The sequence below is a fragment of the Modestobacter sp. SYSU DS0875 genome (genome assembly GCF_054050915.1).
In genome coordinates, this window is the sequence record NZ_JBJHAH010000030.1 from 18,727 (window position 1) to 37,439 (window position 18,713).

Here is an 18,713-nt window from a genome sequence, read left to right on the forward strand (position 1 = left end):
GCCGCCGGCTCGCCGCAGGCCGGGTACGACCGGCCCGGTCACGCGGTCGTACCCGACTCCTCCTCCTCGGCGAGCCAGGGGGCGTAGTCGTGGGCGACCCGCTGCTCGCGGATGGACGCCGTGCTCAGGGAGACGAGCGCCAGGACGACGACCGCGGCCCCGCCCAGCCAGAGGTCGCGGGAGGCCGGGCTGCGGGTGCCGCTGGTCCGGGCAGCGACCAGCTCCACCGCGGAGTGCACGGCGATGACGGTCAGGGGGGCGCCGGCCACCGCGACCAGGGCGGAGACCCGCAGGGGGTCGTCGTACCACCACGAGGTGATCGCACGGCGCCACGGGTCCTCCGACAGCGCGCTGGCCGCGACGACGTAGGCGAACACGGCCACCAGCCAGGACAGCAACCACGGCCGCAGCCCTGCCCTCCGCGCGGCGGCGAAGGCACCGAGGACCACCAGGGCGCCCAGCAACCAGGACGGTGACCGCACTCCGAACGCGGCCTCGCTGAGCGGGGTGTCGAAGATCGCCTCACCGACCGCCTGGGCAGCCGGCATCGCCGGGGGCGCCCCAGGAGGCCGGCCGGCCGTCACGTACACCAGTGCGATCGCGGCGGCCGTCCCCAGCGCTGCCGTGCCGGCCACCTCGGCCGCGGTCCGGCGGGTCTCGCCGTTCCGCCACCGCCGGCGCCAGCGGACCGTGGCGGCACCCAGCGCGAGAGGGGTCCCCAGCAGGACCAGGGAGGCCAGTGCGGTCGGGTGGCCCACGGCGGCGCCGGCCACGGCGACGAGGGCCACGGCGCTGTCGCTGAGCCGGAGAGTGCGCCCGCGCAGCAGCCGGAGCAGCGCGCCGAGCAGGGCAGGCAGCATGCTCGTCGCCCAGGCGAAGGGCCACAGGGTGCCGAACGTGACCACCAGGGTCGGCAGGCTCACGAAGGCGGTGCCGGCCAGCAGCCCGGACGGCGCGGCCCACCGCCACCGGGGGAGCAGCACGGCGCAGCAGTAGGCCGTGCCCAGCGGCACCACCAGGCCGGCCAGCACCAGGGAGCTGGCGTTCGCGGCGAGGAGCGCGTCCGCGCCGCTGAGCTGCATGCCGACGGAGACGACGTCGTGCCAGCCGGCGGGGTTGGGCGGCAGGCGCCCGGCATCGACCCCCGGACCGCGGCTGAGGACGAGCGCGGAGGCCTCGCCGGTGGCGGCGATGTGGCGCAGCAGCTCGTGGTGCGTGAACGCGTCCGGGGTGATCGGGCCGCGGGTCAGACCACCCGTTCCCGCCCGCATGGGGATCGCGGTGAGCAGGAGGGCGAGCGCCGTGGTCCCCCAGGCGACGACGTGGTCCCGCCCGGTGCCCCGGGGGGTCCGGAGGTGCTCGGGCGCCCCGAGCAGGCGACGGAGCAGGGCCGCCACCGCGATGGCCGCGACGGTGCTCATCAGCGCCGCGGGCCACGACCAGGAGAGTCTGACCAGACCCGCGCCGACGGCGCCCAGGACCAGCACCGCCGTGCTGACCGCGGGCGCCAGCGCGGCCAGGGGCAGCCCCCGCACACCCAGGACGTACAGCGCAGCGGCCCCCGGGCCGAACGTCGTCAGGGCGACCGACACCAGGGCCAGGACGACGGTCAGCCAGCTCACGAGGGGTCCTCCGGGTTGCAGGTGCGCAGCGTGCGGGAGCGGAGATGCCGCGGGGCGCCCGTCAGGGCCGGTCCCGGCATGCCGTCACCTCGTACAGCCGGGCACGACCCTCGTGGTCCACGAGCCGGACGGCGTCGGAGTGGGTCAGCCCGGTCAGCCCCGGGTAGGAGAGGAAGCGTCCGTCCCGCCAGAGCGGGGCGCCGAAGTCGAGGGCGTAGCCGATGTCCAGGTCGGCGAGGGCCCGGCACACGTCCGGGTCGGTGCTCGCGTTCCTCAACCCCTCCGCGACGACCGCCTGCTGGCCGGCCGGACGGGCGCCGAGCTGCGGGACGAGGACCGGCACGCCGGCGACGGCATAGGCCAGCCCCGAGCCGTCCCAGGGGTTCGAGGCGACGCGGGTGCCCTCCGGCACGGTCGAGGGCAGCCGCTCGAGCAGCGCCATCTCGTCGGCGGTCAGGAGGGTCCCGCGCAGCGGGTCGGTGGGGTAGTCGTACTTCTTGGCGAGCCCCGCGTACAGATCGGCCGAACTGCTGTCGGCGGCGGAGACGCCCAGGCAGCCGAGCAGCAGCAGTCCGACGGCGACGAGGCGCCCCTGGTGACCCGGCCACCCGGGACGGGCAGCGAGGGCGGCCGTGGCCGCCGGGCGCACGCGGTCGGCGAGCCAGGACAGGGCGATCGCCGCCAGCGGGAGCGCGGTCACCGGGATCAGCACGGCCAGTCGGGCCGAGTCGTTGTACCAGAAGCCGGTCAGCCGTTGGCTGAGCTCGGAGTCGACCGAGGTCGCGAAGACGAACGGCACCGCGCTGAGAGCGTGTGCGACGACGAGCCAGCGCAGGCCCCGCCGCCGTGCGGCCACGCCGATGCCCAGGATCGCCAGGCCGGCCGCCACCCACGGGATCGACCGACCGAGGGGGGACATCGTGAGCCACGAGCCCACCGCCTGGCTGGGGGTGACGCGGGCGGGCCAGTCGCTCATCCGCATGGCGGCCAGCACGGACGACCGGTCCACGGCGAGGACGGCCACCGTCACGACGGCCACGGCGACGACGACCGCGAGTGCGGTGAGTGTGCGCCGCCCCGCCGACCAGCCGTCCCGGACGGTCCGGCCGGCGCGGGCGAGGAGGAGGGGCAGGACGATCAGCAGGCAGGACAGCAGCACCCCGGGGTGGGCCAGGACCAGCCCGACGGCGCCCAGGCCCGCGGCGGCGGCCAGCGCGGGTCCCCGGAGCGCGTACGCCGGTCGCCCTCCCGCGCCGTCGCCCGCCGGGATGAGGCCCATGTGGACCAGCGCGACGACGGCCGGCATGAAGGAGATGCCCAGCAGGAACGGGTAGAGGACGCCGAAGTCGAGCATGCGCGCCGGGAACAACCCGATGCTGGGGATGATCACCGCGACGCCCAGCACGGCACTCGGCCGCGGGCCGACCAGCTGCCGCACGAGCGTGAGCATCGAGACCGGCCACACGGCGGCGGCGACCACGAGCCCGAGGGCCTGGGTGGCGGAGACGACGTCCCCGTCGAAGGCCACCAGCGCCGCCAGGTCGTGCCAGGCAGCGGGGTAGAAGCCCCCGTCCCCCGTCCCCCACCCGGCCAGCCGGAGCGAGGAGCCCTCGCCGCTGTCGAGGACGTACCGGGTCGTGTTGAGGTGGAACACGGCATCGAACGTCTGGGACACCCGGTCGGGCCCGCCCAGGGCCGAGGCGAGCCGGTAGGCGAGCCAGAGGCTCGCGAGGAGCACGGCCCCCGGCAGCAGGAGGGCCCGCGGCGACGGTGCCGGACGGGAGGTGGTCCTGGGTCCGGACGGGGCGGACGCCGGCCGGTCGGCTCGACGCCGGGTCGACCAGCGCACCCCCCACGCGGTCAGCGCGGTCAGTGCGGCCACCGCCGCCGTGCTCACGACCACCGCCGGCAGGCCGAAGTCGCGGCCGAGCAGCCCCGCCGCGACGGCCGTCGTCGCGACGATGCCGACCGACGGCCCCGGTGCGAACAGCAGAGCGCGTCCGGGGGCTGCCCCTCCGGCGACGAGCACGACGGTGCCCGGCGCGAACAGGAGCACCAGGGCCATCACCATGTGCGGGACGGCGGGAGCCCAGGCGCTCACGCGGCGCGCCGATCAGTGGTTCCCGACGGTCGGCACCGCGACGGGGGGCTGGTGACGCTGGGAACCGCCGTTCCCGGCTCGGTCGTGCACACGTGCTTCGGTCTCCCGGATTCCGCCGGCCCGGGGGCCGGATGGGATTCGTGCTGGACTGCCCCGTCGGGGGCCGGGTGGGCGGAGCTCGTGCGCGCAGGGCGCTGCTGGAACGCCCAGGTGCTCGGCCGGAGTGGGTGCCGTGGCACCGCCGTCAGCGTCTCACACGGCACCTGGGCCACCCGGGGCGAAGCGCTGCCACGCCGACCGCCGGGGGCGTGGTCACCCCACGGTCACCTCGAGCACCTCGGCCACCACGAGGTCGGCCGCGAGCGCAGTGCGCCGGGGGGCGTGCACGACGAGCCGGATCCGCCGCGGCCGGGTGCGGGATCGACGGGCTCAGCCGCGCGGGGGCAGGTCGCCGCAGGCGGTGACCTCGTACAGCCGGGCACGGCCGACATCGTCGACGAGCTCGACCCCGGGGGCGGACGACAGCCCGGTCAGTCCCGGGTAGGCCAGCGCCCGTGGGTCGGTCTCCGTCGGCGGCCCGAACTCCAGGGCGTACCGGATGCCGAGCTCGTCGAGGGCGGCGCAGACCTCGGGGTCGGAGTCGACCCGGTCGAGGCGCTGGGCGACCACCGCGGCGTCCCCGCTGGGGTGGGCGTCCAGCCGGGCGACCAGCACCGGCACGCCGGCCACCGCGTAGGCGAACCCGGAGCCGTCCCACGGGTTCGCCGCGACGCGGGCGCCCGCGGGCAGCAGCTGCGGCAGCTGTTCCAGCAGCTCGCGCTCGTCGGCGGTCAGGAGCGTGCCGTCCACCGGCTGGGCAGGCACCCGGTACGTCGCCGCCAGCGCGTCGTACCGCTCTCCGGTGTCACCACCGGCGGATGCGAGGAGCAGGGCGGTCACCAACAGGCTGCCGCCGACCGGCACGACCCAGGGAGCGGCCCGCCGTGGGATGCGATCGGCGGTGGCCAGCAGGGCGCGGCGGGGGAAGCGCGCCAGCCAGGCGAGCGCGACCCCGGCCAACGGCAAACCGGTGACGGGCAGGACGGCGGCGAGCCAGGCCGGGTCGTTGCCCCAGAGCCCGGTGAGCCGCTGCGCCAGCTCCGCGTCGACCCCGGCGGCGAGCACGTAGGGGAGCGCGCTGAGGACGTGGGCGGCGACCAGCCAGCGCAACCCGCGGTGGCCGGCCGCCACGGCGATCCCGACCAGGGCCAGCAGGGCGACCGCCCACGGTGCCAGCCGGCTGGACGGCGACATCGTCAGCCACGCGCCGACGGCCTCGGCCGGCGTACCGGTGGGGGGCAGGTCGACCAGCGGCATCGGTTCGCCCCCCGGGGCGCGGTCGACCCAGACCGCCACCAGGCAGGCGAGCAGGACCACGGCCAGCGCGATCCCCACCGCGGAGACCCGCCGACCGACCGCCCAGCGGCGGCGCGTCGACGACCCGGCCGCGGCCAGCAGCAGCGGGGCCACGATCAGCGCGCCGGACAGGAGGGCGCCGGGGTGGGCGAACAGCAGGGCCAGGACCGCGGCGGTCGCGGCGATCAGCAGGTGGACCAGGTGCGCGGCCGGGCGTGGCAGGGCGGGCCGGACGACCATGCCGACGATCGCGACCAGGGAGGGCACCAGGGCGAGGCCGAGCAGGAGGTCGTAGGAGACCCCGTGCTCCAGCACCCAGGCCGGGAAGAGCCCGACCGCCGGCAGGAGCGCCCCCACGCCGAGCAGGGCGGCCCAGCTCGGGCCGACCAGCTGGCGCACCACCAGCAGCACCGACAGCGGCCAGACGACCGCACCCACGACGAGCGCCAGCGCCTGGGTGGCGACCGGCACGTCCCCGCCGACCGCCACCAGCGCGGCGAGGTCGTGCCAGGCGGAGGGCTGGAAACCGCCGCTGCCGGTGTCCCAGCCCGCCAGCTGGAGCGAGGATCCCTGGCCGGTCGCGAGGACGTGCCGGGTGGTGTTCAGGTGGTGGACCGCGTCGAGGGTCTGCGAGATGCGCTCCGGTGCGCCCACCGCGCCGGCGATCCGGCGGGTCAGCAGCACCGCGGCGAGCAGCCAGGCCAGCGGCAGCGCGTAGTCACGGGGGGACCTGGACCGCTGGTGCGGTGGGAGGGAGGTCGCGGTGGGGGCCAGCGGGGGCACGACGCCCGCTCCCCGGATCCGGCCGACGGCGCGGGCGAGGACGGCGCCGACCAGTGCCGCCCCGGCGGTGGCCGCCAGGACCACCGGGATCCCGAACCGGACGCCCACGAGGTCGGCCAGGACCGCGGTGGTCGCCACCAGACCGACCGAGGGGCCGGGGGCGAAGAGCACCGCCCGCCGCCAGGGTGCCCCCGAGGCGGCCAGCACGGCGCCGCCGGGCCCGAACACCAGCAGTAGCGCCATCAGCCAGTACGGGACGGCGGGACCCCACGTGCTCATGCGGCGACCGGGTGGGTGCCGGGGTCAGCGGGGGCAGGGCAGGGCTGGTGGTCGCCGAGGCTCGCGGCGGACCCCCTTCGGCACGTGCGCACGCGCTGCGGTCTCCTGGTGTCCGTGGTCCCGCGCCCCCGTGGTGCCCACTGCCGGCCGACCGTGCGGTCGGCCGGCGCCGGCACGTCTCCCGGGCGACCGGCAGACGCGGAGGCGGGCGCGTCAGCGCCGGGCCAAGCCTCGCACACCGAGGCGCCGGCCCGGCGCTCCGACGAGGTCGCGACCGCGGCCCACCCGCCGACCGCCCCGGGGGGCTCGACAGCACCTCCCGGCCCAGCGGTCCCACCCGTTGCCGCGATCCAGGTGGTCTCGGGCGCACGGAGCGCCACGGATGGCAGAGTGGTCGGCGACGCGGCGGGCAGGAGCCCTCGTGTGCGGCTTCCCCCCGGCGGCGCCGGAGCCCGACCTGGGGGCCGGTGGCCCCGTGTCAGGATGCTGCGTCATGGGACGGCGGACCGCCGTCCCATGGTGTGCCCGGCTCGAATAGGAGTGGTTGATGTCCGTCCTCGAGGGTTCCTCGATCCTGGTGACCGGGGGCACCGGGTCCTTCGGCAAGGCCTTCCTGCGCTACGTCCTGGACCACGAGGACCCCCGCCGGGTGGTGGTCTTCAGCCGGGACGAGCTCAAGCAGCACGAGGTCCGCCGCCTCTTCGACGACGACCCGCGGCTGCGGTTCTTCATCGGTGACATCCGCGACCGGGCCCGGCTCACCCGGGCCATGCACGGGGTCGACCACGTGGTCCACGCCGCTGCGCTGAAGCAGGTCGACACCGCGGAGTACAACCCGTTCGAGTTCGTGCAGACCAACGTCAACGGCTCGCAGAACGTGATCGAGGCGGCCATCGACGCGGGGGTCGACAAGGTCGTGGCCCTCTCCACGGACAAGGCCTCCAGCCCGATCAACCTGTACGGCGCCACCAAGCTGTGCGCGGACCGGATGTTCGTCAGCGGCAACCACTACGCCGCCCACCACCGCACCCGCTTCGCGGTGGTCCGCTACGGCAACGTGATGGGCAGTCGCGGCAGCGTGATCCCGGTGTTCCGTGACCTGGCCGCCCGGGGGCAGTCCCTGCCCATCACCGACCAGCGGATGACCCGGTTCTGGATCACCCTGCCCCAGGCGGTGCAGTTCGTGGTCGACTCCTTCGACACGATGCAGGGCGGGGAGATCTACGTGCCCCGCATCCCGAGCATGCGGGTGACGGACCTGGCCGAGGCCGTCGCGCCGGGGGCAGCGACCCACGAGATCGGCATCCGGCCGGGGGAGAAGCTGCACGAGGAGATGATCGCGCCGGACGACTCGCGGCGGACCGTCCTGGTCGGCGACCGGTACGTGATCATGCCCTACGTCGCGGGCTGGGGATACGAGCCGCCGTCCGACGGCGTCCCGGTCGAGGACGGTTTCACCTACCGGTCGGACATCAACGACCTGTGGCTGGACGTCGAGCAGCTGCGTGACCTGGCTGACCGCTTCGCCTGAGGCGCCGGTGGCGGGGGGCGTCCCCGCCTGCCGCCACCGTGCCCGCCCACGACCTGCCGACTCGGAGCCGACGACGTGAGCCGCATCCTGATCACCGGCGCCACCGGCCTGCTGGGCCAGGTGCTCTGCTCGGACCTGGCGGACCAGCACCAGGTCACGGCGCTGACCCGTACCCGGCAGCTCCACGACCCGCGGATCACCAGCGTCCGGGCCGACATCCGGGACGAGGCGGCGCTGGCCGCGATCTGGCGCACCGCCCGCCCCGACCTCGTCGTGCACACCGCGGCGCTGGCCTCGGTGGACGAGTGCGAGCGCGACCCGGACCGGGCGTGGGCGGAGAACGCCGTGGCACCCGGGCTGGTCGCGGGTCTCTGCGCCGACCACGGGAGCCGCCTGGTGCACGTGTCGACGGACGCGGTCTTCGACGGCGTCCGCGGGCACTACACCGAGGACGACCGCCCGGGGCCGCGGAACGTGTACGCGCGCAGCAAGCTGGCGGGTGAGGGAGCGTGCCTGGAGCGGCTGCCGGGAGCCCTCGTGGCCCGGGTCAACTTCTACGGCTGGAGCGCGTCGGGCACGCGCAGTCTCGCCGAGTTCTTCCACGGGGCGCTGAGCGCTGGGCGCACCGTCCGCGGCTTCACCGACAGCGAGTTCACCCCGCTCTACAGCCGTGACCTGGGTGACCTCCTGGTCGCCGCCGCCGCGGCAGGCGTGTCGGGGGTCCGCCACGTGGGGGCCCGGGAACCGGTGACCAAGTACGAGTTCGGGCGGCAGGTCGCCCGCGTCTTCGGGTTCGACCCCGACCTGGTCCTGGCGAGCCGCTCGGACGACGACCCCGCCCGCACGGTGCGGAGCCCCCGGCTGTCGCTGGACAGCGGGCGGCTCGCGGCCGAACTGGGGCGCGCCGTTCCCTCGGTGGAGGAGGGCCTGGCGCGCATGCGCACCGACCTCGCCACCGGGTATCCCGACCTGCTGCGTGCGCAGACCGTCCCGCAGCAACCGCAGATCGTCGACGAGGGGCACTGACATGGACTTCCGCATTGGCGATCGGGTGATCGGCGACGACCACCCGACCTACTTCATCGCCGACATCGCCGCGAACCACGACGGTGACCTGGACCGGGCCAAGCGGCTGATCGAGCTGTGCGCCGAGGCCGGCGCCGACGCGGCCAAGTTCCAGAACTTCAGCGCGGAGAAGATCGTCTCCGACCACGGGTTCCGGAACCTGGGTGGCAAGGCGTCTCACCAGGCCAGCTGGGACAAGTCCGTGGTCGAGGTCTACCAGAGCGCCTCCATCCCCGATGCCTGGACCGACGAGCTGCGGGCGACGTGCGCCGCGGTGGGGGTCGACTACATGTCGACCCCGTACGACTTCGAGGCGATCGACCTGCTCGACCCGCACGTGCCCGCCTTCAAGGTCGGCTCGGGCGACATCACCTGGCTCGAGTCGATCCGGCGCATCGCCGCTAAGGGCAAGCCGGTGCTGCTGGCCACGGGAGCCTCCGACATCGGTGAGGTCCAGGACGCCGTCCACGCCGCCCTGGCGATCAACCCCGCGCTGTGCCTGATGCAGTGCAACACCAACTACACCGGGAGCGCGGAGAACTACGACCACCTGCACCTGCGGGTGCTGCAGACCTACCGGGCCATGTTCCCGCAGGTCGTGCTGGGTCTGTCCGACCACACCGACGGGCACGCGTCGGTGCTCGGGGCGATCGCCCTCGGTGCCCGGGTCGTGGAGAAGCACTTCACCGACGACCGGTCCCGCACCGGCCCCGACCACGGCTTCTCGATGGACCCGACCACGTGGCGGCACATGGTCGACGCCTCCCGGGAGCTGGAGCGGGCGCTGGGCAGCGGGGACAAGCGGGTGGCGGCGAACGAGACCGAGACGGTCGTGCTGCAGCGCCGCTGCCTGCGGGCAGCCCGTGACCTGGCCGTGGGCGACGTCCTCGACGCGGAGACCGTGGACGTCCTGCGACCGGCCACGCCCGGTGCGCTCCTCCCCGAGGACCTCGCGGCGATCACCGGCCGGCCCGTGCGCCGTGCGCTGGTGGCCGGCCAGGAGATCACCTGGTCCGACGTCGACTGACATGGCACGGGTCTGGTACCTCTCCCGGGCGACCGGTCGGCACGACCAGCGGTGGACCTCGGTGCTGAGCGAGGCCGGTCACACGGTCACCGCCTGGCACCTCGCCGACGGCGTCACCGCGGAGCTGCTCCGGAGGCGCGCCGCCGGTGCGGCCCCCGACCTCGTGGTCGCCGGCCCGCTCAGCGACGCGCTGCCGGTGGCGATCGAGGCGGACGTGGCGCCGACCCTGGCGATGTGCTGGGGGTTCGACGTGTTGCTGGAGACCGACGACCCCGACGTCGGGGCAGCCGTCCGGCGTGCACTCCCACGCGCCGCGGGCGTGCACGTCGACTGTGCGGACATGGCCCGCCGGACGGCCGCGCTCGGCGCCGACCCTGCGGGCATCTCGGTGGCGCCGTGGGGCATCGACGTGGAGCTGTTCTCCCCGGGGCCGGCGGTGCCCGGACTCCGCGAGCGGGCCGGCTTCAACGCGGAGGACGTCGTCGTGCTGTCGACGCGCGCGTGGGAGCCGCCCTACGGTGTCGACGTCCTGCTCGAGGGGTTCGCCCGCGCGCGGTCCCGGGATCCCCGGCTGGTGCTGGCCTGGGGCGGGAGCGGTTCACTCGCCCCGGCCCTGCGCGGCCAGGTCGCCGCTCTCGACCTGGGGGGCGCCGTCGTCGAGCTCGGGGTGCTGCCCCCGGTGGCGCTGCGCGACTGGCTGCGGAGCAGCGACGTCTACGCGAGCGCCGCGCACAGCGACGGCTCCTCCCTGTCCCTGCTGGAGGCGCTGGCGTGCGGGGTCCCGGCGGTCGTGACCGACCTGCCGAGCAACCGGGAGTGGGTGACCGACGAGGTGCGGGGCAGGGTCTTCCGCGACGGGGACCCCGAGGCGCTGGCGGCGGCGCTGGTCGCCGTGGCCGCGGGCCCCTCCGCGGCCGACGCGGTGGCACGACGGCGAGCGGTGGTCCTGGACCAGGGTGACTGGCGACGCAACAGGGCCGTGTTCAGCGCGGCGGTCGACCGGGCGATGGCGGGCGCGGCGTGACCGGTCGGGTGGTGGCCGTGGTGCAGGCGCGGATGAGCTCCCAGCGGCTGCCGGGCAAGGTGCTGGAGCCGCTGGGGGAGCTCCGGGTGATCGACTGGGCGGTGCGGCGGACCGGGCGGGCGGGGAGCGTCTCCGAGGTCGTCGTCGCCACCTCCGACCGGCCGACCGACGACGTCCTCGCCGCGCACTGCCGGGAGCAGGGGCACCCCGTCAGCCGGGGGTCGCTCGACGACGTGCTGGACCGCTTCCTCGCGGCGGCGGAGGCCCACCGGGCCGACCACGTGGTCCGGGTGACCGGTGACTGCCCGCTGGTCGACCCCGAGGTGGTCGACCGCGTGGTCGCCGTCCACCTCGAGGAGGGGCGTGACTTCACCGCGAACCGGCTCCCTCCACCGCACCCACGCACCTGGCCACTGGGTCTGGACGTGGAGGTCGCGACCATCGAGGCGCTGCGGTCGGCGTGGGAGACGGGCCGGGAGCGGCACCACCGTGAGCATGTGATGCCCTACCTCTACGAGGAACCCGGCCGCTTCGACGTCCGGGTCGTGGACGCCGAGGTGCCGGCGGGATCGGTCCGGTGGACGGTCGACACCCCGGAGGACCTCGCGGCCGTCCGTGCGCTGGTCGAGGTCGCCGGTGCGGACCTGGGCACGGGGTGGCGTGAGCTGCTGGCGACGTGGCAGCAGCACCCGGAGCTGGCCCGGCTCAACGCCGGGATCGGTCAGCGCACCGCCGGAGACGTCGACGAGCGGGCCTAGGCCGCGGACCGGCCCCGCGGCCGCGGCGGGGACCGGCCCGGTGACGGGGACCGCGGCCCCGGCGGGCGGGCCGGGGGAGCGCCAGGCCGCGGACGCCACCCGTCAGCTCCTGGGGCGGGGTTCCTGGTACACGCTCGCCACGGCCGCCCCGGCTGTCGCGGGAACGGTCGTGCTGCCCTTCGTGACCCGGCTGCTGCCGGCCCGTGAGTACGCCGTCGTGGCGGTGTGTCTCGTCGTCGTCCAGGTCGGCCTGATCGTGCTCGGGCTCGGGCTCGGGGCCGCCATCACCCGCAGCTACATCCTGGACGCGGCCGGACCGGCACGCGCCCAGGGAGCCGTCCTGCACGGGACGTGGCTGGCGGTCGCCCTCGGTGCGGTGGCCGCCGGCACGAGTCGGCTCTGGTCGGGCCCGGTCCTCGGTGTCCCCTGGAGCCCGGCCGTGCCGTGGGCCTGCGTGGCGGCGGCGGCTGGCAGCGTCGTGATCCTCGGCCAGTCGCTGCTGCGCGGCGCCGACCGGGTCCGGGCCTTCGTCCTGCTCGCCCTGGTCGCCAACCTGGCAGGGCCGGTGACCGGGCTGGTGCTGCTGGTGGTCACCGTCCCGACGCCCGCGGACTACGCGATCGGCCTGGCCGCCGGACAGCTGGCCGCGGCGGTGGCCGCGCTCGTCCTGGTGGTCCGGTCCGGCCGCCCCGACCTGGGCCTCCGCGCCGTCCGGCGGGCTCTCGGGATCGGTCTGCCGACCCTGCCGCACCAGATCGCGCTGTACGTGGCGGTGGGCGGCCTGGTGCTCGTCGCGCAGCACCAGTTGGGCCGGGTGGACAGCGGCCGGACCAGCGTCGTCCTCACCCTCGGCGTGGGTGCGACGGTGCTCATCGCCGCGCTGAACAACGCCTGGGCCCCGGCGGTCTACCGGGCTGCTCCCGCTGACCGGCCCGCGCTGCTGGACCACAGCAGCCGGCGCATCGCGCTGCTGGCGGCCGGCGTCTCCGGCGCCATCGCGCTGGCCGGGCCGTGGCTGCTGGCGGTGGTGGCCCCGGCCGGCTACGAGCGCACCAGCCTCGTCCTCCCGCTGGCCCTGGTGACCGCCGCCGCCGTCCCGTCCGTCCTCTACCTGGCCAGTGCGCACCTGGTCTTCGCGTCGGGGCGGACGCTCGGGCTGGTCGTCACCACGCCGCTGAGCGTGGTGGCCGGGCTGGTGGTGGCCGCGACGGCAGCGGACCGGGCCGGCCTGGTCGGGGTGGCGCTCGGCTACCCGGTCAGCTACCTGTGCCTGGCCCTGTTCACGACGCTGCTGCAGCGGCGGGTCTCCGCGACCCCGTGGCGGCCTCCCGTGCTGCTGCCCGCCTGGACCCTCGCCCTCGGTGCCACGCTCGCCGGGGGGCTGCTCCCGACCGACGGGCCCTGGCTCTGGGTCCGCGCCGCCGCCTGCACCGGAGTGGGCGTGGGCACGGTCCTGGTCTTCCTGCGGGCTGCCCGCGGCTAGGGGCAGCCGAGGTCCCTAGCCGCGGACGACCTCGTCGACCGGCATCGGCTCCTGGTGGGGGACGGGCACCGTTCGCGGCAGACGCCGGGGCAGGTAGCTGAGCGCCCCCACGAACCACTCGCGGGTGGAGAGCCCCTGCTGCGCGGGGGCGGGCGCGGCCGTGGCGGCGGCGGTCGCGCTGCGCCGGCGGGTCACGTTCAGGACGGTCCGGTTCAGCGGGGCCAGTGCCCAGTAGTCCAGGAACGGGCCCGGTCCTCCCGGCCCCGTCCAGCCGAGCACGGCGCGCAGCTCCTGGGGTGACCGCAGGTGCGCCGCGCCCAGCTCGTCGGCAGCCAGCGGCCGGACGACGCCGGCCTCCAGGTGCTGCCCGTGCAGCTCCGGCCACAGCTTGCGGACCCGGTCGTAGGCGGAGGTGTCCTCCCCGTCCAGGTGCAGCGGGTCGCCGTAGACCGCGACGTCCCGCCCCAGCTGGGCCGCGTACAGGACGGGTGTGGACAGCCGGTTGGAGACCACCCGGTCGGCGCGGGCCAGCATGGTCCACAAGCGGCCGAGGAACGCCGGGTCCATCCGCGACCCGAGGACGACGCAGCGGTGGCCCGCGCCGCGGTAGGCGGTGAGGATCTCCGGGTCACGGGCGTCCGCGGCGTACAGGCAGACGGTGGCCGGGCCCTCGACCTCGGCCCAGTGCCGGGCCACCTCGGCGTGGTCGCCCCGGATCCGCTGCGTCTCGATGCCGTGCACCGGCATGATCACGGTGCGGTCCTCGGGGCGCCGTTGCGGTGGGCGCTCGCCGGCGTCGGCGACCGCGGTCAGGTACAGCCACGGTGCGCCGATCGGCACGGTCTCGACCTGCCCGTCCGGCGACCAGGCACGCGACTGGTGGCTCCAGACGAACAGCCGCCGTCGGCCGGTCGGCCAGCCGCGGCCCCCGGCGGTCGACAGGGACGGGAAGTCCCGGAAGTGGGTCCCGACCGGGCTGACCGAGGCCCAGCCGTGCTGGACCAGGCCGGCGATGTGGCGGGGACGTGGCAGGCCGCAGTACGCCGCCAGAGCGGAGCTGTGCCCGTAGTAGTGATTCTGTGACTCCATGTCGATACGGACTCTACGACCTGTGTCGGGTTACCCTCGGCAGGCTGTGAGTGACTCGACGACGCCGTTGCGTGCTGCCCGGCCGGACACGTGGGTCGTCATCCCGTTGTTCAACGAGGCGACGGTCATCGGCGAGGTGGTCCGTGAGCTGCGCACCGAGTTCTCCTGGGTCGTCTGCGTCGACGACGGGTCCAGCGACGGCTCGGCAGAGGTGGCCCGCTCGGCCGGTGCGGTGGTGGTCCAGCACCCGGTGAACCTCGGGCAGGGGGCCTCGCTGCAGACCGGGATCGAGTACGCGCTGCGCGACCCCGGGATGCGCCACGTGGTCACGTTCGACGCGGACGGGCAGCACCGGGTGGCCGATGCCGTCGCCATGGTCGACCGGCTGGTTGCCGGGGAGGCGGACGTCGTCTTCGGCTCCCGGTTCCTCGACGACCGCACCCAGCCGAGCTGGGCCAAGCGCGCCCTCCTGCGGGCGGCAGTCGTCTACACCAACTCCACCACCCGGGTCCGGCTGACCGACGCGCACAATGGGCTGCGCGCCCTGAGCAGGCGGGTGGCGGAGCGGCTGGAGATCAAGCAGAACCGGATGGCCCACGCGTCCGAGATCGTCGAGCAGATCGGCAGCGGCGGGTTCCGCTACGTGGAGCACCCCGTGCACATCCTCTACACCGAGTACTCCCGCTCCAAGGGCCAGTCGATGCTGAACTCGGTCAACATCGTCACCGAGATGTTCTTCAAGTGAGGGGTGCCGGCCGGTGCTGATCCAGATCGTCCTGCTCGCCGGGATCGTCGTGCTCGCCGCGGCCCTCCTCCGCCGCTCCGGCGCACGCCACCAGGCGATCCGCCGGCTGGCGCTGCTCGGCTTCGGCGCCTTCGCCGTCACCTCGGTCGTGGTGCCCGACATCTGGAACGAGCTGGCCGACGTCGTCGGGGTCGGCCGCGGCACCGATCTGCTGCTCTACGGCACGATCATGGTGCTCCTGGGTTTCATCACGACGTCCTACATGCGCTTCCGGGACCTGGAGCACCGCTTCACCAAGCTGTCGCGGCGGATCGCCCTCGACGAGGTGCCCGCGCCGGGTGAGCTGGCCGCGCTGCTGCCCGGTGCCCCGGGCGAGGCCGAGGGCGGGTACCGCCCCTCCGCGTCACGCCGGGCGTCCGCGCCAGCCGAGCCAGGCGCTGGAGACCATCTCGCGTAGGTCCCGTTCCGCGCGCCACCCGAGGGCGGCGCGGATGGTGGCGTCCGACGCCACCACCCGGGGGGCGTCACCGGCCCGCCGCGGCAGCACCTCCGGCTCGGTCGGCAGACCGGTCACCGACCCGATCACGTCCAGCACCTCCCGCACGCTCGCACCGGTTCCCGTGCCGACGTTGAGCAGCAGGTCGGGACCGCCGGCGTCCAGGTGCTCCAACGCGGCGACGTGCGCCTGCGCGAGGTCGGCGACGTGGATGAAGTCACGGATGCAGCTGCCGTCCGGGGTGGGGTGGTCGCCGCCGAACAGCAGCGGGGCGCGCCCGGACGAGAGCCGCTCGAACACCATCGGGATCAGGTTGGTGACCGCCACGTCGGTCAGCGCGGGTTCGGCCGCGCCCGCCACGTTGAAGTACCGCAGGAGCGCGTACCGCAGGCCGTGGGCGTTCGCCGCCGCCCGGGTCATCCACTCGCCGATCAGCTTCGTCTCCCCGTAGGGGGACAACGGCACGGTGGGCGTCTCCTCGGTCACCTGGTCGACGTCGGGCATGCCGTACACGGCCGCGGAGGAGGAGAAGACGAGCAGGTCGACCTCGCGGGCGCGCATCGCCTCCAGCAGCGTGAGCAGCCCGGTGACGTTCTCCTGGTAGTAGTGCAGGGGCAGCGCCACGCTCTCGGCGACCTGCTTCTTGGCGGCCATGTGCACGACGCCGCGGACCCGGTGCTCCAGCAGGACCCGCTCCAGCAGGTCGCGGTCGTGCACGCTGCCGCGGACCAGGGGCACGTCGACCAGGTGGTCCCGCCCGGTCGACAGGTCGTCGAGCACCACGACCTCGTGCCCGCGGGCGGTCAGTGCACGCACGACGTGCAGTCCGATGTACCCCGCGCCACCAGTGACCAGCCAGCTCACCGGGTGAGCTTAGGCGACGGGTGGTGCGCCGGGCGGGATCTCAGTCCAGGAGCCGGGAGACCGCCGACAGCCGCGCGTCGCCGGCCATCGAGGCCAGCCAGGTCGCCCAGCCCGGTCGGGTGCGCACGGCCTCCAGGGCGCTGCGTGCGGCGGCCCGGTCGCCCCGGCGGGAGGCGGCCAGCGCGGCGTACAGGTCGCGGGCGCCCTCCGGCGCGAAGACGGCCAGGGTCTCGTAGTCCCGCTCGTCGTAGGCGCGCTGCAGGTTGCGGAGCATCCGCAGCTGGGCCACCGGGTCGCCGGAGTCGTCGACCCGCAGGTCGATCCGGACGCCGTCGTCGTCCTCGGTGGCCGGCTCGCCGCCGACCACCAGCAGGGCGGCGGACTGCCGGCCGCGCAGGTCGCCGCCGGCGTCCTGACCCGCGGTCAGCGCGGCCAGCAGCCGGTCGGCGAGCGGGCCGCCGGCGGAGCCGAAGGCGGCCGACATCGCCGGCAGCACGTCGGGCGAGGTGAGCATGTTGCCCTGCACGCTGAAGCCGTCGCCGAGCAGGTGCCCGCTGGCCGGCAGCGACCCGCGCCCGGTGTCGGCGGCGACCTGGCCGCCGGCGTCGAGCACCGCGATCTGCCGGTCGACGTCCTCGGCGGCGTGCGAGGCGTGCCGCACCAGGTCCTGGGGGGAGGTGCCCGCCGCCAGGCCGGCCATCAGCGAGGTGCCCAGCCCGCGCCGGCTGCGGGCCTGCACGGCCACCACCCCGACCCCGGGCCGCACGGTCGGGACGGCGCGGCCGACGGCGAGGATGCAGGAGGAGACCGCGATGCCCAGGTCCCCGGTGCCCGGGTCCCGGGCGATGACGGAGAAGGTCACCGGCGCTCGTCCCTGCCCCGGTCGCGGCCTCGCTGCAGGGGTCGGCGCCGAGCGTGCGACGCGTGGGGGGCCTTTCTCACACGCCCGCCGGCAGCGACATCACCGGCACGTCGGCGGGGACCTCCAGCGGTGCGCCGGTGGTGGCCACGACGTCGGCGGCGGTGACCCCGGGGGCGGTCTCGCGGAGCACCAGCCCGGTGGGGGTGACGTCGATGACAGCGAGGTCGGTGACGATGCGGTCGACGCACGCCTTGCCGGTGAGCGGCAGCGAGCACTCGGCGACGATCTTCGCCGACCCGTCGCGGGCGGTGTGCTCCATCATCACGATCACCTCACGTGCTCCGTGGACCAGGTCCATCGCGCCGCCCATGCCGTTGACCATCTTGCCGGGGATGAGCCAGTTGGCCAGGTCGCCGGCGGCGCTGACCTGCATGGCACCCAGGACGGCGACGTCGACGTGGTGGCCGCGGATCATGCCGAAGGACAGCGCGGAGTCGAAGTAGCTGGCGCCGGGCAGGACGGTGACCGTCTCCTTGCCGGCGTTGATCAGGTCGGCGTCCTCCTCGCCCGGGAAGGGGTAGGGGCCCACGCCGAGGACCCCGTTCTCGCTCTGCAGCACCACGTGCACGCCGTCGGGCACGTGGTTGGGCACCAGGGTGGGCATGCCGATGCCCAGGTTGACGTACTGCCCGTCGCGCAGGTCGGCGGCGACGCGGGCGGCGAGCTGGTCGCGGGTGAGCGCCATGGTCAGGCCTCCGTGGTCTCGGTGCCGGCAGCCGCGGGGGTCGCCGCGCTCGGACGGGGGCGGGTGGTGCGCTTCTCGATCTTCTTGGCCGCGGCCGGGTCGGCCGGGTCGACGGCGACCACCCGCTGGACGAAGACGCCCGGCAGGTGGACCGCCTCCGGCGGGATCTGCCCGGGCTCGACGAGCCGCTCGACCTCGGCGATCGTCACCCGGCCGGCCATCCCGGCCAGCGGGTTGAAGTTGCGCGCCGACTCGCGGAACACCAGGTTCCCGTGCCGATCGCCCACCGCGGCGCGGACCAGGGCGAAGTCGGCGGTCAGCGCCGTCTCCAGCACGTAGTCGGTGTCCCCGAACCGGCGGGTCTCCTTCGGCGGGCTCGTCGCGACGACGTTGCCGTCGGCGTCGTAGCGCACCGGGATGCCGCCGTCGGCGACCAGCGTGCCCACCCCGGTGGGCGTGTAGAAGGCCGGGATGCCGGTGCCGCCGGCGCGCAGCCGCTCGGCGAGCGAGCCCTGCGGGGTCAGCTCGACCTCCAGCTGCCCGGAGAGGTAGAGCCGGGCCAGCTCCTTGTTGCCGCCGACGAAGGAGCTGATCGTCTTGGCGATCCGGCCGGCGTAGAGCAGCACGCCCAGCGCCTGGTCGTCGACGCCGCAGTTGTTGCTGATCGTCGTCAACCGGTCGGCGCCCTGCTCGAGCAGGGCGCCGATCAGCGCGAACGGCACTCCGCAGAGGCCGAACCCGCCCACCGCCAGGGTGGCGCCGGAGGGGATGTCGGCAACGGCCTCACGTGCGCTGGGGACGACCTTGTCCATGCGGCTGACCACCGTCCTTCGTCGGCTGGGCC

General features: G+C 75.1%; 16 protein-coding genes. 8 read left to right on the forward strand and 8 right to left on the reverse strand.

The window, feature by feature from the left end; translation table 11 throughout:
- Positions 1-38: 38 nt before the first annotated feature.
- From ACI79Y_RS16080 to ACI79Y_RS16090, 3 genes are all read right to left on the reverse strand, one after another.
- Complete coding sequence (locus tag ACI79Y_RS16080; RefSeq protein ID WP_457159450.1) at positions 39-1,622, reverse strand: DUF6541 family protein; 1,584 nt, start codon at positions 1,620-1,622, stop codon at positions 39-41.
- A gap of 61 nt (positions 1,623-1,683) precedes the next feature.
- Positions 1,684-3,723 (reverse strand): DUF6541 family protein, encoded by a 2,040-nt coding sequence (locus ACI79Y_RS16085; protein ID WP_457159451.1) that lies wholly within the window; start codon positions 3,721-3,723, stop codon positions 1,684-1,686.
- A 429-nt stretch (positions 3,724-4,152) separates the two neighbouring features.
- Positions 4,153-6,180, reverse strand: coding sequence for a DUF6541 family protein (locus ACI79Y_RS16090; RefSeq protein ID WP_457159452.1), 2,028 nt, complete (start codon positions 6,178-6,180; stop codon positions 4,153-4,155).
- A gap of 547 nt (positions 6,181-6,727) precedes the next feature.
- Here ACI79Y_RS16090 and pseB point away from each other — a divergent pair.
- The 6 genes from pseB to ACI79Y_RS16120 all read left to right on the forward strand — a co-directional run bounded on the left by pseB (position 6,728) and on the right by ACI79Y_RS16120 (position 13,068).
- Positions 6,728-7,711 carry a UDP-N-acetylglucosamine 4,6-dehydratase (inverting) gene (gene pseB, locus ACI79Y_RS16095; protein ID WP_457159453.1) on the forward strand — a complete coding sequence of 328 codons (984 nt, stop codon included), beginning with the start codon at positions 6,728-6,730 and terminating at the stop codon, positions 7,709-7,711.
- Between the two features lie 75 nt (positions 7,712-7,786).
- The gene (locus tag ACI79Y_RS16100) at positions 7,787-8,737 is read left to right on the forward strand and encodes an SDR family oxidoreductase (RefSeq protein ID WP_457159454.1); all 951 of its coding nucleotides are present in this window, start codon (positions 7,787-7,789) and stop codon (positions 8,735-8,737) included.
- 1 nt (position 8,738) lies between these two features.
- On the forward strand, positions 8,739-9,803 hold the full coding sequence (locus ACI79Y_RS16105; RefSeq protein ID WP_457159455.1) for an N-acetylneuraminate synthase family protein: 1,065 nt from the start codon (positions 8,739-8,741) through the stop codon (positions 9,801-9,803).
- Position 9,804: 1 nt separating this feature from the next.
- Positions 9,805-10,827, forward strand: coding sequence for a glycosyltransferase (locus tag ACI79Y_RS16110; RefSeq protein WP_457159456.1), 1,023 nt, complete (start codon positions 9,805-9,807; stop codon positions 10,825-10,827).
- Positions 10,824-11,585, forward strand: coding sequence for a cytidylyltransferase domain-containing protein (locus tag ACI79Y_RS16115; protein ID WP_457159457.1), 762 nt, complete (start codon positions 10,824-10,826; stop codon positions 11,583-11,585). The genes ACI79Y_RS16110 and ACI79Y_RS16115 overlap by 4 nt, the downstream gene beginning before the upstream one ends.
- Before the next feature lie 40 nt (positions 11,586-11,625).
- A complete protein-coding gene (locus ACI79Y_RS16120) occupies positions 11,626-13,068 on the forward strand; it encodes a lipopolysaccharide biosynthesis protein (protein ID WP_457159458.1) in 1,443 nt (480 codons plus the stop codon).
- 15 nt (positions 13,069-13,083) lie between these two features.
- Here the strand turns inward: ACI79Y_RS16120 and ACI79Y_RS16125 are convergent, their stop codons facing one another.
- Positions 13,084-14,157: a hypothetical protein gene (locus tag ACI79Y_RS16125; RefSeq protein WP_457159459.1), complete on the reverse strand. Its 1,074-nt coding sequence runs from the start codon at positions 14,155-14,157 to the stop codon at positions 13,084-13,086.
- A 46-nt stretch (positions 14,158-14,203) separates the two neighbouring features.
- Between ACI79Y_RS16125 and ACI79Y_RS16130 the strand changes: the two genes are divergently transcribed.
- Both ACI79Y_RS16130 and ACI79Y_RS16135 read left to right on the forward strand, forming a co-directional pair.
- Positions 14,204-14,902, forward strand: a complete 699-nt coding sequence (locus ACI79Y_RS16130; protein WP_457159460.1) for a glycosyltransferase family 2 protein — start codon at positions 14,204-14,206, stop codon at positions 14,900-14,902.
- A gap of 13 nt (positions 14,903-14,915) precedes the next feature.
- Positions 14,916-15,359 (forward strand): DUF2304 family protein, encoded by a 444-nt coding sequence (locus tag ACI79Y_RS16135; protein WP_457159461.1) that lies wholly within the window; start codon positions 14,916-14,918, stop codon positions 15,357-15,359.
- On the opposite strand, the gene galE is transcribed toward ACI79Y_RS16135, so the two are convergent.
- The 4 genes from galE to ACI79Y_RS16155 form a co-directional block, all read right to left on the reverse strand.
- Positions 15,306-16,262: a UDP-glucose 4-epimerase GalE gene (gene galE, locus ACI79Y_RS16140; RefSeq protein ID WP_457159462.1), complete on the reverse strand. Its 957-nt coding sequence runs from the start codon at positions 16,260-16,262 to the stop codon at positions 15,306-15,308. The two genes, ACI79Y_RS16135 and galE, sit on opposite strands and share 54 nt — an antisense overlap.
- A 40-nt stretch (positions 16,263-16,302) precedes the next feature.
- A complete protein-coding gene (locus tag ACI79Y_RS16145) occupies positions 16,303-17,124 on the reverse strand; it encodes a DUF1028 domain-containing protein (protein ID WP_457159463.1) in 822 nt (273 codons plus the stop codon).
- Between the two features lie 76 nt (positions 17,125-17,200).
- A complete protein-coding gene (locus tag ACI79Y_RS16150; protein ID WP_457159464.1) occupies positions 17,201-17,869 on the reverse strand; it encodes a CoA transferase subunit B in 669 nt (222 codons plus the stop codon).
- A 2-nt stretch (positions 17,870-17,871) separates the two neighbouring features.
- Positions 17,872-18,681: a CoA transferase subunit A gene (locus ACI79Y_RS16155; RefSeq protein WP_457138929.1), complete on the reverse strand. Its 810-nt coding sequence runs from the start codon at positions 18,679-18,681 to the stop codon at positions 17,872-17,874.
- Positions 18,682-18,713 lie beyond the last annotated feature (32 nt).